This window comes from Micromonospora sp. NPDC049048 (assembly GCF_043197615.1).
In the GTDB taxonomy this organism is placed as follows: Bacteria; Actinomycetota; Actinomycetes; order Mycobacteriales; family Micromonosporaceae; genus Micromonospora.
In genome coordinates, this window is the sequence record NZ_JBICTM010000002.1 from 540,936 (window position 1) to 552,658 (window position 11,723).

The 11,723-nt window shown below is 71.9% G+C and carries 13 protein-coding genes; 7 read left to right on the forward strand and 6 right to left on the reverse strand.

The window, feature by feature from the left end; translation table 11 throughout:
* Window positions 1-147 precede the first annotated feature (147 nt).
* Both ACGFIG_RS07890 and ACGFIG_RS07895 read right to left on the reverse strand, forming a co-directional pair.
* Window positions 148-675 carry a hypothetical protein gene (locus tag ACGFIG_RS07890; protein WP_393000365.1) on the reverse strand — a complete coding sequence of 176 codons (528 nt, stop codon included), beginning with the start codon at window positions 673-675 and terminating at the stop codon, window positions 148-150.
* A gap of 90 nt (window positions 676-765) precedes the next feature.
* The gene (locus ACGFIG_RS07895; protein WP_393000366.1) at window positions 766-1,281 is read right to left on the reverse strand and encodes a MaoC family dehydratase; all 516 of its coding nucleotides are present in this window, start codon (window positions 1,279-1,281) and stop codon (window positions 766-768) included.
* A 547-nt stretch (window positions 1,282-1,828) separates the two neighbouring features.
* On the opposite strand from ACGFIG_RS07895, the gene trxA reads away from it, so the two are divergent.
* The 3 genes from trxA (at window position 1,829) to ACGFIG_RS07910 (ending at window position 3,694) form a co-directional block, all read left to right on the forward strand.
* Window positions 1,829-2,191, forward strand: coding sequence for a thioredoxin (gene trxA, locus ACGFIG_RS07900; protein WP_393000367.1), 363 nt, complete (start codon window positions 1,829-1,831; stop codon window positions 2,189-2,191).
* 157 nt (window positions 2,192-2,348) lie between these two features.
* Complete coding sequence (locus tag ACGFIG_RS07905; protein WP_393000368.1) at window positions 2,349-2,789, forward strand: hypothetical protein; 441 nt, start codon at window positions 2,349-2,351, stop codon at window positions 2,787-2,789.
* The gene (locus ACGFIG_RS07910) at window positions 2,786-3,694 is read left to right on the forward strand and encodes an HTTM domain-containing protein (RefSeq protein ID WP_393000369.1); all 909 of its coding nucleotides are present in this window, start codon (window positions 2,786-2,788) and stop codon (window positions 3,692-3,694) included. The genes ACGFIG_RS07905 and ACGFIG_RS07910 overlap by 4 nt, the downstream gene beginning before the upstream one ends.
* Here the strand turns inward: ACGFIG_RS07910 and ACGFIG_RS07915 are convergent.
* A complete protein-coding gene (locus tag ACGFIG_RS07915) occupies window positions 3,658-4,077 on the reverse strand; it encodes a thiol-disulfide oxidoreductase DCC family protein (RefSeq protein ID WP_089002144.1) in 420 nt (139 codons plus the stop codon). The genes ACGFIG_RS07910 and ACGFIG_RS07915 overlap by 37 nt on opposite strands.
* Before the next feature lie 100 nt (window positions 4,078-4,177).
* Here ACGFIG_RS07915 and ACGFIG_RS07920 point away from each other — a divergent pair, with 100 nt between their 5' ends.
* Window positions 4,178-6,247, forward strand: coding sequence for an intein-containing Rv2578c family radical SAM protein (locus tag ACGFIG_RS07920; protein ID WP_393001379.1), 2,070 nt, complete (start codon window positions 4,178-4,180; stop codon window positions 6,245-6,247).
* A gap of 82 nt (window positions 6,248-6,329) precedes the next feature.
* Entirely contained in the window at window positions 6,330-6,737 is a 408-nt protein-coding gene (locus ACGFIG_RS07925) for a CoA-binding protein (RefSeq protein WP_393000370.1), read from the forward strand.
* Window positions 6,738-7,149: 412 nt separating this feature from the next.
* Here the strand turns inward: ACGFIG_RS07925 and ACGFIG_RS07930 are convergent, their stop codons facing one another.
* Window positions 7,150-8,346, reverse strand: a complete 1,197-nt coding sequence (locus ACGFIG_RS07930; RefSeq protein ID WP_393000371.1) for an acyl-CoA dehydrogenase family protein — start codon at window positions 8,344-8,346, stop codon at window positions 7,150-7,152.
* A gap of 173 nt (window positions 8,347-8,519) precedes the next feature.
* Here ACGFIG_RS07930 and ACGFIG_RS07935 point away from each other — a divergent pair, with 173 nt between their 5' ends.
* Window positions 8,520-9,101, forward strand: a complete 582-nt coding sequence (locus ACGFIG_RS07935) for a DUF4190 domain-containing protein (RefSeq protein ID WP_393000372.1) — start codon at window positions 8,520-8,522, stop codon at window positions 9,099-9,101.
* A gap of 28 nt (window positions 9,102-9,129) precedes the next feature.
* On the opposite strand, the gene ACGFIG_RS07940 is transcribed toward ACGFIG_RS07935, so the two are convergent.
* Window positions 9,130-10,035: an SDR family NAD(P)-dependent oxidoreductase gene (locus ACGFIG_RS07940; protein WP_393000373.1), complete on the reverse strand. Its 906-nt coding sequence runs from the start codon at window positions 10,033-10,035 to the stop codon at window positions 9,130-9,132.
* A 120-nt stretch (window positions 10,036-10,155) separates the two neighbouring features.
* On the opposite strand from ACGFIG_RS07940, the gene ACGFIG_RS07945 reads away from it, so the two are divergent.
* Window positions 10,156-10,692 (forward strand): DUF4190 domain-containing protein, encoded by a 537-nt coding sequence (locus ACGFIG_RS07945; protein WP_393000374.1) that lies wholly within the window; start codon window positions 10,156-10,158, stop codon window positions 10,690-10,692.
* A gap of 58 nt (window positions 10,693-10,750) precedes the next feature.
* On the opposite strand, the gene ACGFIG_RS07950 is transcribed toward ACGFIG_RS07945, so the two are convergent.
* Entirely contained in the window at window positions 10,751-11,707 is a 957-nt protein-coding gene (locus ACGFIG_RS07950; protein WP_393000375.1) for an HpcH/HpaI aldolase/citrate lyase family protein, read from the reverse strand.
* Window positions 11,708-11,723 lie beyond the last annotated feature (16 nt).

The window sequence follows — 11,723 nt, forward strand, 5'->3', positions numbered from 1 at the left end:
AGGCCCCGCCCCGGGCCGCACCCCCGCCAGGGCCACATCGGCCGGGCCCGATACCCGGCGTCGACATACCCGGACGGCAGTAGGAGCCGGGCCCGAAGCCGGCCGCCCGGAGCCACGAAGCAGGCCGACCGGTGGGAGCGGGGTGGATCAACCCAGTTCCAACGCGGTGCCGAGCCGGTCGAGGAAGCGGCGGTCGGCCGGGGCCGGCGGCAGCCCCGGAGGGCCGGTCGTCGCCGCCCTGCACACCCGGGCCGCCACCGACTGCACCCACTGCCGGTACGCGGCCGAGTCGGCGGGATCGGCCCGCCGCCGCAGCACCCGGGTCGCGGCTCGGCAGGCGGCGAGCAGGTCCACGACGTCGGTGAGGCGCTCGGCCGACTCCGTCGACCCGTCGTGCCGGGCGTAGATGGTGACGACCACCGCGCGTACGAGATCGCTGTCGAAGGCCCGGCCGGCCGCGACCGCGTCCAGGCCGGCGAGCCCGGCGGCGACACCCCGGCGGGGCCGACCGGGGCCGGGCGCGGCGGCGGCCACGATCACGCGGCCGGGCAGGCTGGTCAGCAGGTCCCACTCGGCGGCGGAGTAGACGGCGGTGGTCAGCGGTGCGGCGCGGCGGCCGGCAGAGGACGGCTCTCCGGCGACGGAGTGGCTCATGGGGACCTCCGGCGCCAGCATATGCCCCGGATCGGGAAAAGGGCCCCTACCACCCGGAACCCGGACGAGAAGGGGCCCCGCCACGGTCGCCGTGGCCGGCACCGCCCTCGGTCAGCGGGGCTCGGGGAAGCTGGGCCGCTCCGGGTCGACGCCCTCGGGCACCGCCGTCGCCGCGTACTCCTTCTTGGGGACCATCACCCGGCGGCGGAAGACGCACACCATGGTGCCGTCCTGGTTGTAGCCCCGGGTCTCCACGGAGACCACGCCACGGTCGGGCTTGGAGGACGACTCGCGCTTGTCCAGCACCGTGGTCTCGCCGTAGATCGTGTCGCCGTGGAAGGTGGGCGCCACGTGCCGCAGTGACTCGACCTCGAGGTTCGCGATGGCCTTGCCGCTGACGTCGGGCACGGACATGCCGAGCAGCAGCGAGTAGATGTAGTTGCCGACCACCACGTTGCGCTTGAACTGACTCGCCGTCTCGGCGTAGTGCGCGTCCATGTGCAGCGGGTGGTGGTTCATGGTGAGCAGACAGAAGAGGTGGTCGTCGTACTCGGTGACCGTCTTGCCGGGCCAGTGCCGGTAGACCGCGCCGACCTCGAACTCCTCGTAGTAGCGGCCGAACTGCATCCTTGTCCCCTTCGACGGGCGGCGATGGAGTTCGGCACAGCATGCCTTATCCGGTGTTAAGGCGATGGGCGGGGCGCGTGGCGCGCGGAAATGTCACACCGCCACAACCGAGGGGAGACGCAATGAGCGGCGGGGCCCTCCCCGGCACCCGCCGCCCACGCTCTGATGCGGAAGATTCTGCCGCACGACAAGGCGAACCGAACAGAGACGGAGGTCACATTTACCTTTTCGTAACACTACTGTGCGTATTCGTGTCGCGAGAGCTAGGCGATCTCCGCACATCGGATAGCCGCTTGTCAACCGCCCGATTGCTCATTCCCGTCGGTCGTTCGTGTCGATCTTAATGGAAGCGCTCCCATTACATCCGGTCACACAAATGCGTCATGCACTTGCGTACCGCAACGGGGGCCGGCAACAACCCTCGTCGATGAGGGCGTGACCCTCGCCAGGCCCTGAGGGCACGTTTGGGCGGAGGTGGGCCGGGAATTCCCCGCGGTACGCCCCGGTTCCACCAGACGTAGCTATTCCGCGCCGATCGGAGACTTTCATGGCAACCGTAGAGCTGACCACGGCAAACTTCGACGAGGTGACCGGCAGCGACGGCATCGTGCTGGTCGACTTCTGGGCCGAATGGTGCGGCCCGTGCAAGCGGTTCGCCCCGGTCTACGAGCGCTCCTCCGAGAAGCACTCCGAGATCGTCTTCGGCAAGGTCGACACCGAGGCGCAGCAGGAGCTGGCCGCCAAGTTCGACATCCGCTCGATCCCGACCATCATGGCCATCCGCGACGGCGTCATCGTCTTCGCCCAGCCCGGCGCCCTCCCCGAGTCCGCGCTGGAGAACCTGATCGAGCAGGTCCAGGCCCTCGACATGGACGACGTCCGCACGAAGCTGGCCGGACACAGCCACTGAGCCGCAGCGCTCCACGACGGCCGGGCCCCGACGGGTCCGGCCGTCGTCGTCCGTACGCCGGGCAACGGAAGACCGGCCCCCCTGGCTCCCCGGCCAGCGCCTGGTGCCCGTCGGAGGGATCCGGGACGGGCGGTACATCCCGTATCGTCACGACCCGATGGAAACCTTGACCCCCCGCGGTCGCGTCGCCCGGCTCGCCGCCACCGCCCTCGGCCTCGTCGTCCTGCTGGCCGGCACCGCCTGGGGCACCGACGACCACTTCCCGTTCGGCCCGTTCCGGATGTACTCCACGTCCAACCCGCCGAACGCCCCCGCCCCGGACACCCGCGTCGAGGGCGTCGACAGCGGCGGAGCGGTCGTCGAGCTGGGCGAGAACGCCACCGGCATCCGCCGGGCCGAGATCGAGGGTCAGCAGAGCCGCTACGCCGCCGACCCCGCGCTGCTCGCCGAGGTCGCCGACGCGTACGCCGAACGCCACCCGGACGCGGCGGAGCTGGTCGAGGTCCGCATCGTCGTACGCTGGCACGGCATCCGCGACGGGCGCCCCACCGGCCGCTGGACCGACGAGACCGTGGTCGCCTGGCGGGCGGACCGGTGAGCCGCTGGTTGACCGAGGCGGTGCCCCGTGGCCGGGTGGCCGCCTTCCGCACGCTGATCTACCTCTTCGTCGCCGCCGACCTGGTCTTCTTCACCCCCTGGGTACGCACCCGCGTGGCGGTGCCCGGCGAGCTCTACCAGCCGCTGCTGGTCGGCCGGCTGCTGCCCCTGCCGACGCCGACCCAGACGCTGGTCACCGTCGTCTTCTGGGCCCTGCTGCTGCTCGCCCTGCTCGCCGCGACCGGCCGGGCGCCCCGCCTGCTCGGCTGGACGGTCTTCGCGCTCTACTTCGAGTGGATGATCGTCGCGATGAGCTACGGCAAGGTCGACCACGACCGGTTCGGCCTGCTCGTCGCGCTGGCCGTGCTGCCCACCGCCGGCCGGGCCCGGCACGGCGATCCCACCCGCACCGAGGCGGGCGGCTGGGCCCTACGGGTCACCCAGATCGCCGTCATCTGCACGTACTTCCTGGCCGCCTGGGCCAAGCTGCGCTTCGGCGGGCTGGACTGGCTCACCGGCTCGGTGCTGGCCCGGGCGATCCTGCGGCGCGGCACCGAGTTGGCCGACCTGATCGCCTCGGTGCCCTACCTGCTGATCGTCGCCCAGTTCGGCATCGTGGCGTTCGAGCTGCTGAGCCCGGTGGTCTTCCTGCTCAGGGAGCGCTGGCGGCTGGCCACGGTCGGCTTCTTCTACTCGTTCCACCTGATCACCATGGCGACCATCACGATCTCGTTCGCGCCGCACCTCGCCGCGATGACCGCCTTCCTGCCCCTGGAACGGGTCCGGCCGGTGGTCTGGGCGCGCCGGCTGCTCACCCGCCGGGGGCGCGACACCGCGCCGCCCGCCGGGGGCACGCCGGCACTCGCGGGTCAGGCGTCGGCGGCCGGGCGACCGGACGGCCCGTAGAGGCGCTCCCGCGCCTCCTGCGGCAGCGCGCAGGCGGCCGTTCCACCGGGGAGCCGGTGCCGGTTGCGGGCCACCCAGCGGTACGCGGGCCACGCGGCGGCGCGTACCGGGGCGAACCTGAGGCCGGCGCCCGCGACCCGCCAGAGCGGACCGCTGTCGCCGAGGAGCCGCGCGATCGCGTCCGGGCCGGCCGCGCGGGAACCGTCCGCGCCCACCCACTGCACCGCCTCCTCGCACTCGGCCTCGCTCAGGCCCAGCGCGTCGAGGTCGGCGAACTGCCACGGCACCACCCGGACGCCGGTCGGGATGCGCCGGTCGATGAACTCGGCGCACCGGGTGCAGAACGCGCAGTCCCCGTCGTAGACGAACGTCGACCTCTCCATGCGTCCATCCTCCACCCGCCGACTGCGCCCGGTGCGCCGAGGTGGGCGGGAACACGGTGGACGCTTGCGCTTCGCTCGTACGCATGTTCGAATGAGGGCCATGCGCTGGGACAACCTCGCCGCTCCCCCGGACGAGGGGGTCCCGGCCCGGGCAGCGCCGGCGACACCACCCCTGCCGCTGGCGCTGCCCGGTGCCGTCGCCCGCACCTTCGACACGCCGGGCTTCGCCGGCATGACGTTCTACGAGGTGCAGGCGAAGTCGATCCTCAACAAGGTGCCCGGCACGTCCCGCGTCCCGTTCGAGTGGACGATCAACCCCTACCGGGGCTGCTCGCACGCATGCGTCTACTGCCTCTCGGGCGAGACGCCGATCCTCATGACCGACGGACGCGCGAAGCCGATCAGCGAGCTGGAGATCGGTGACCGGATCTACGGCACGCAGCGTCGTGGTGCCTACCGTCGCTACGTCGCCACCACGGTCCTGGCCAAATGGTCGACCGTGAAGCCGGCCTACCGGGTCACCCTGGAGGACGGCACGACGCTGATCGCCAGCGGCGACCACCGGTTCCTCTCCGACCGCGGTTGGAAACACGTGACCGGCGCGATGAATGGCGCGGGGCAACGCCCCTACCTGACGACGAACAACCGCCTGATCGGCACCGGCCGCTTCGCCACGGGCCCGAAGGACTCGGCCGACTACCGGCGGGGCTACCTCTGCGGAATGATCCGAGGTGACGCGACCCTGGGCACCTACCGCTATTCCTACGGGGTGGTGCACCGGTTCCGCCTGGCGCTCGCTGACGAGGAGGCGCTGGGTCGTACGAAGCGCTTCCTCGACAGCGCCGGGGTGAAGACAGACAGCTTCGCGTACACCCCGGCAAGTGCGACGCGACGAGCCATCTCCGCGATCCGGACGTCCCGGCAACGCTCGATCGAGGCCATCACCGCCCTGGTGCGGTGGCCTGACGATCCCACCGACGACTGGCGGCTGGGCTTCCTCGCCGGGATCTTCGACGCAGAGGGCAGTTGCAGCCGGGGCGTTCTCCGGATCAGCAACAGCAGCAACGAGATCCTCGACCAGACGTCGGCGGCACTGAGCCACTTCGGCTTCACGAGCGTGGTCGAAGATCTAGGCCGCGCGAACCGCGTACGAAACATCCGGCTGACCGGCGGGCTACGCGAGCGGCTACGGTTCTTCCACCTGACCGACCCGGCCATCACCCGGAAGCGGTCGATCGACGGAGCGGCGCTGAAATGTCAGGCGGCTCTCCGGGTGGTCGGCATCGAGCCCCTCGGGCTGGAACTGCCCCTCTGGGACATCACGACCGGCACCGGCGACTTCATCGCCGATGGCGTCGTGAGCCACAACTGCTTCGCGCGGAACACGCACACCTATCTCGACCTCGACGCCGGGGCGGACTTCGACCGGAAGGTCATCGTCAAGGTCAACGCCGGTGAGCTGGTCCGGCGGGAGCTGGCCGCGCCGCGCTGGCGGGGCGCGCACGTCGCGATGGGCACCAACGTCGACTGCTACCAGCGGGCCGAGGGGCGCTACCAGCTCATGCCGCAGATCATCGCGGCGCTTCGTGACTTCGCGAACCCGTTCTCGATCCTCACCAAGGGCACGCTGATCCTGCGGGACCTGCCACTGCTGCGCCAGGCCGCCGAGGTCACCCGGGTCGGCGTCTCGTACTCGGTGGGCTTCGTCGACGAGCGGCTCTGGCGGGCGGTCGAGCCGGGCACCCCCAGCCCGAGGCGGCGGCTCGACGCCGTACGGGCGCTGGCCGACGCCGGCTTCGACGTCGGCGTGCTGATGGCGCCGATCCTGCCCGGGCTCAGCGACGACGACGCCTCGATCGACGCGACCGTGGCGGCGATCGCCGCGTCCGGGGCGACCAGCGTGACGCCGCTGGCACTGCACCTGCGTCCGGGCGCCCGGGAGTGGTACGCGCGCTGGCTCGGCCGCGACTTCCCGCACCTGGTTCCCCGCTACCGCGAGCTCTACCGCTCCGGCGCGTACGCCCCGCAGTCCTACCAGCGGGAACTGACAGCCCGGGTACGCATCGCGGCCCGCCGGCACGGGCTGCACCGGGGCGAGCGCGGCGACGACCGCCGCCGGACCGACCCGGCCCCCGCTCCGCCGCCCGCCGAGCAGCTCACCCTCATGTAGCCGGCAGCCGATCCGCCGCCGACCCATGTCGTGCGCCGGTCGCTTCCGGGCGGGGACTGAGCGGCGGGGTTAGAGTCGGCGGGTGCGCTCCGCTCAGCAGATCCTCGCCGACTCCGCCGTGATCGCCGTCGTGGGCGCGTCCCGCGACCCGCGCAAGGCCGCGCACAGCGTGCCGTTGCAGATGCAGCGGTACGGCTGGCGGATCATCCCGGTCAACCCGACCGCCGACGAGCTCTTCGGGGAGCGGGTCTACCGCTCCCTGGCCGACATCCCGCACCCGGTCGACCTGGTCGACGTGTTCCGGCCGGCGCAGGACGCGGTCGACGTGGTGCGCGATGCGGTGGCGATCGGCGCTCCCGCCGTCTGGTTGCAGCTCGGCATCGTCTCGGCCGAGGCGCGACGGATCGCCACGGAGGCCGGCATCGACTACGTCGAGGACCGCTGCCTGATCGTCGAGCGCGCCGCCGCCAGCCTGACCCGGCTGGGCTGAGCGGGCGCACGGCGAGCGTGGTGTGCCGCACGGCCGGGCCGGGCGGGCGCACGGCGAGCGGCGTGGTGTGCCGCGCTACCGGGCCGGACGGGCGCACGTAGGGCGGCATGCTTGCTTGCTCAGCGCTGTCGAGCTGATGTCGTAGACGATTCAGGCGCCGCGCCAGCGCGTGACGGCGCGGACGAGCCACGCCCCCACCAACGCGTGATGTCGTAGACGACTCAGTTCGACAGGGGCCGACCGGCGGGGGCGGCGGCACCGGCGGCCGACCGACGGCGGGCCGGCGGGAGGGCCGGCGGCACCGGCGGCCGACCGATGGCGGGCCGGCGGCACCGGCGGCGGGACGGCGCGCCGCCGGGAGGACACCCGCCGCCGCGGAGACACCCCGCCGACGCGACGGAGCCCTGAGACGTCAGTGCTTGTACTGCTTGAGCAGGCCCCGGGAGATGATCGTCTTCTGGATCTCCGAGGTGCCCTCGCCGATGAGCAGGAACGGCGCCTCGCGCATCAGCCGCTCGATCTCGTACTCCTTCGAGTAGCCGTAGCCGCCGTGGATGCGGAACGCCTCCTGGACGACCTCGGCGCAGTACTCCGAGGCGAGCAGCTTGGCCATGCCGGCCTCGACGTCGTTGCGCTGGCCGGCGTCCTTGAGCCGGGCGGCATTGACCATGAGCGCGTGGGCGGCCTCGATCTTGGTGCCCATCTCGGCGAGCTTGAAGGCGACGGCCTGGTGCTTCGCGAGCGGCTGGCCGAAGGTGTGGCGCTGCTGGGCGTACGCGACGGCCAGTTCGAAGGCCCGGATCGAGATGCCGCAGGCGCGGGCGGCCACGTTGACCCGGCCCACCTCGATGCCGTCCATCATCTGGTAGAAGCCACGGCCGACCTTCTCGGCGCCGCCGAGGACGGCGGAGTCGGGGACGGTCACCCCGTCGAGCACCATCTCGGTGGTCTCGACGCCCTTGTAGCCCATCTTGTCGATCTTGCCGGGGATGGTCAGGCCGGGCGCGGTCTCGCCGAAGCCGGGCTCCTTCTCCAGCAGGAAGGTACTCATGTTGCCGTAGACGGAGTCGGCCCCGGTGTCGGTCTTGACCAGGGTCGCCACCACGGACGAGTACGCCCCGTTGGTCAGCCACATCTTCTGGCCGTTGAGCACGTAGTTGTCGCCGTCGCGGACCGCCTTGGACTTGATGGCCGAGACGTCGGAGCCGCACTCGGGCTCGGACATGGAAAAGGCGCCGCGCACCTCGCCGGTCGCCATCTTCGGCAGCAGCCGGGCCTTCTGCTCGGCGGAACCGTGCTGGGAGATCAGGTACGCCACGATGAAGTGGGTGTTGACGATGCCGGAGATCGACATCCAGCCCCGGGAGAGCTCCTCGACCACCAGCGCGTAGGTCAGCAGGGACTCGCCGAGCCCGCCGTACTCCTCGTCGATGGTGAGGCCGAACAGGCCCATCTCGCGCATCCCGTCGAGAATGTCGCTCGGGTACTCGTCGGCGTGCTCCAGCCGCTGCGCGTGCGGGATGATCTCCTTGTCGGCGAACTCCCGGACGGTCTCCAGGATCGACTGCTGCACATCGGTCAGGCCGGGCGTCTGGGCGAGTCGGGCCATCTCAGCCTCCGGGGGTCGGCGCCTTACTCATGGGTAACTGAACGCATGGTCAGTATTGGCCGCACAGCGGTCGAGGCCAAGGTGACCAGTCCACACAACCGCTGTGAAAAGGTTCACCGCTGCGGGTAGCGTCCGGCAAGAGGGACGCGATCCGCCACCGGCAGGAGGAGACCGTGAGCCAGCCACCGTCGTCGGGGCCGCCCGATCCGGACCGGCCACCGTCGCCCTGGGAGCCCCCACCGGGGCACGACCCGTCGAGCTACGAACCGCCCGCGGAGCCGCCGCCCGCCCCGCAACCGCCGTCGTACGGCGAGCCGGGCTACGGCCAACCCAGCTACGAACAGCCGTCGTACGGCCAGCCGAGCTACGGGCAGCCTGGCCAGGAGCAGCCGGCGTACGGGCAGCCCAGCTACGAGCAGCCCGGCGAGCCGCCGCACGGGCAGCAGTGGGGGCACCAGCCCCCGTACACCCCGCAGGTGCCCTACGGGCAGTACGGCCCGCCGTCCGGTCCCCGGCCCGGCGGAACCAACGTGCTGGCGATCCTCTCGCTGGTCTTCGCGTTCGTCTTCGCCCCGGCCGGCATCGTCCTCGGGCACCTGGCCAAGCGGCAGGTCCGCACCTCGGGCGAGGAGGGCGACCAGCTCGCCACGTGGGGCCTCATCCTCAGCTACATCTTCACCGGCCTCGGCGTGCTCGCCTGCTGCGGCTGGATCGCGCTGATCGCCCTCGCCGGCAACAGCGGCCAGAACTACTGAGGCCGCGGGAAGCATCGAGGCCGCGCGGTCAGCGGAACTGGGCCTCCCGGACGCTGTTGCCGCCGTCCACCACCAGCATCTGCCCCGTGATGTACGAGGCGGCCGGCGAGCAGAGGAAGGCGATCGCCGCAGCCACCTCGTCCGGCGTGCCGGGGCGGCCGACCGGGGTGCCGAGGCCCTGCCGGATCTCCGCCACGGTGGAGGCCGCGGTGTGGATGGTGCCCGGCGCGACCGCGTTGACGGTCACCCCGTCGGCGATCATCTCCATGGCCAGCGCCCGGGTCAGCCCGACCACGCCCGCCTTGGCCGCCGCGTAGGCCGCCTCGGTGGGCAGGGCGTTGACCGGCCCGGCGGTGGCCGCCAGGTTCACGATCCGGCCCCAGCCCCGCTCCGCCATGCCGCCGATGAAGGCCCGGCTGCACAGGAACGCGGTGGTGAGGTTGCGGTCGATCTCGCCGCGCCACTCGTCGTAGCTGAGCTGGGCGACCGGGCGCAGCACCTCGGGGCTGGCCCGGCTGGCCAGACCGGCGTTGTTGACCAGCACCTCCACGTCCCCGAGCTGCTCGGTGACCGCGTCGGCGAGCGCGCCCACCTCCGACTCGTCGGTGAGGTCGGCGACGAAACCGGTCATGCCCAGCTCGCCGGCCCGTTCGTGGATGCGCCGGGTGGTGGAGACGATGGCGACCCGGGCGCCGAGATCGGCCAGCCGGCGGGCCGTCGCGTACCCGATGCCGTCCGGGCTGCCCGCCCCCGTGACCAGGGCGACCTTCCCGTCGAGCCGCATGGTCACCGGGTCCGGCAGCGGCGCGGGCTCGTCGGTGCCGGCCGTGCCCGGTACGGCGGCGGCGCGGGTGCGCCGGGCCAGGCCGGGGCGGCTCGCGTCCCGTCTCGGTCGGCTGCCGGAGCGGTCCGCGGCTCGCGCGTCAATCACCATGCCAGGATCCTGCCCGCTTCCCGGGGCGCGGGCAACGCGGCACACCCGGCGGCGTGGGCCCTGCGTCTGGGCAGGGCTGACTACCCTGACGGGCGCACCCCGACGCTACGGAGCAGACGAATGACATATCCCCCGCCCTCCGGCGGCTGGAACGACCCGGCGTGGTCGGGCCAGCAGTCGAGCCCGCCCGCCGACCCCGCCCCTCCGGTGAGCGGCCAGCCCATCCCCTCGCAGCCCACCGGCACCGACCCGTACGCGCCGGCCGACCCGTACGTCGCGGACCCGTACGCGGGAGACCCGTACGCCGGGATGAAGCAGACCTCCGGGCAGCCCGCGCCCGCCGGCTACCCGCCGGCCTACCCGAACTACGGCTACGCCCCGCCGCGGAAGACCAACGGCCTCGCCATCGCCGCCCTGGTGCTCTCCCTGATCGGCATCACGTCCTGCCTCACCGCGCCGGTCGGCGCGATCCTCGGCCACGTCGCGCAGAAGCAGATCCGGGAGACCGGCGAGGACGGCGAGGGCATGGCGAAGGCGGCCATCATCATCGGCTGGATCTTCACCGGTCTGCTCGTGCTCGGGATCCTCTTCTACGTGGTGATGATCGTCTTCGCGATCAGCATGGCCGGCGTCAGCACCGGCGGCACCAACTACTGAAACCGACGGTGCCGCCTCGGCGTGGACCGGGGCGGCACGGATCGTCGGACCGGAGGGACTACTCCGCCGGCGGGGTGAAGGACGACGTACGGGTCATGCCCGCGGCCCGGCCCTTCGCCGCGACCACGAGAGCCATCTTCCGGGACGCCTCGTCGATCATCTCGTCGCCGAGCATCACCGCGCCGAGCCTGCCGCCCGCCTCCGACGTGTAGTGCTCGTACGCGTCGAGGATCAGCTCGGCGTGGTCGTAGTCGGCCTGGGCCGGCGAGTAGACCTCGTTCGCGGCGTCGATCTGGCCCGGGTGCAGCACCCACTTGCCGTCGAAGCCGAGCGCCGCGGACCGCTTGGCCACCTCGCGGAACGCGTCGACGTCGCGGATCTGCAGGAACGGCCCGTCGATGGCCTGCTTGTCGTGCATCCGGGCCGCCATCAGGATGCGCATGAGGATGTAGTGGTAGGGGTCGCCCGGGTAGTCCGGGATGAGCGCGCCGACCACCAGCGACTTCATGTTGATCGAGGCCATGAAGTCGGCCGGGCCGAAGATGATGGTCTCGACCCGGGGCGACGCGGCCGCGATGGCGTCGATGTTGACCAGGCCGGCGGCGTTCTCGATCTGCGCCTCGATGCCGATCCGGCCGACCTCCAGGCCGAGCGTCTTCTCCAGCTGGGTCAGGGTCATGTCGAGCCACTGCACCTGGGCCGCGTTCTGCACCTTCGGCAGCATGATGCAGTCGAGGTTGGCGCCGGCGCCCTCCACGACGTCGATGACGTCCCGGTAGGTCCAGGGCGTGGTCAGGTCGTTGACCCGGACGACGCGGGTCTTGCCCGACCAGTCGCCCTCGTTCAGCGCCGCGACGATGTTCTTGCGGGCGTCGGGCTTGGCCAGCGGGGCGACCGCGTCCTCCAGGTCGAGGAAGACCTGGTCGGCCGGGAGCCCCTGGGCCTTGCCGAGCATCTTGACGCTGGAGCCGGGTACCGCGAGGCAGGACCGGCGGGGGCGACCGACTGCGGTCATGGCTGTGCTCCTTCCA

Bases quoted from the DNA above. Each gene is read 5' to 3' on its own strand.
- ACGFIG_RS07890 (WP_393000365.1), bottom strand. From the start codon at position 675: ATGCTGGCGCCGGAGGTCCCCATGAGCCACTCCGTCGCCGGAGAGCCG.
- ACGFIG_RS07895 (WP_393000366.1), bottom strand. From the start codon at position 1,281: ATGCAGTTCGGCCGCTACTACGAGGAGTTCGAGGTCGGCGCGGTCTAC.
- trxA (WP_393000367.1), top strand. From the start codon at position 1,829: ATGGCAACCGTAGAGCTGACCACGGCAAACTTCGACGAGGTGACCGGC.
- ACGFIG_RS07905 (WP_393000368.1), top strand. From the start codon at position 2,349: ATGGAAACCTTGACCCCCCGCGGTCGCGTCGCCCGGCTCGCCGCCACC.
- ACGFIG_RS07915 (WP_089002144.1), bottom strand. From the start codon at position 4,077: ATGGAGAGGTCGACGTTCGTCTACGACGGGGACTGCGCGTTCTGCACC.
- ACGFIG_RS07920 (WP_393001379.1), top strand. From the start codon at position 4,178: ATGCGCTGGGACAACCTCGCCGCTCCCCCGGACGAGGGGGTCCCGGCC.
- ACGFIG_RS07930 (WP_393000371.1), bottom strand. From the start codon at position 8,346: ATGGCCCGACTCGCCCAGACGCCCGGCCTGACCGATGTGCAGCAGTCG.
- ACGFIG_RS07940 (WP_393000373.1), bottom strand. From the start codon at position 10,035: ATGGTGATTGACGCGCGAGCCGCGGACCGCTCCGGCAGCCGACCGAGA.
- ACGFIG_RS07945 (WP_393000374.1), top strand. From the start codon at position 10,156: ATGACATATCCCCCGCCCTCCGGCGGCTGGAACGACCCGGCGTGGTCG.
- ACGFIG_RS07950 (WP_393000375.1), bottom strand. From the start codon at position 11,707: ATGACCGCAGTCGGTCGCCCCCGCCGGTCCTGCCTCGCGGTACCCGGC.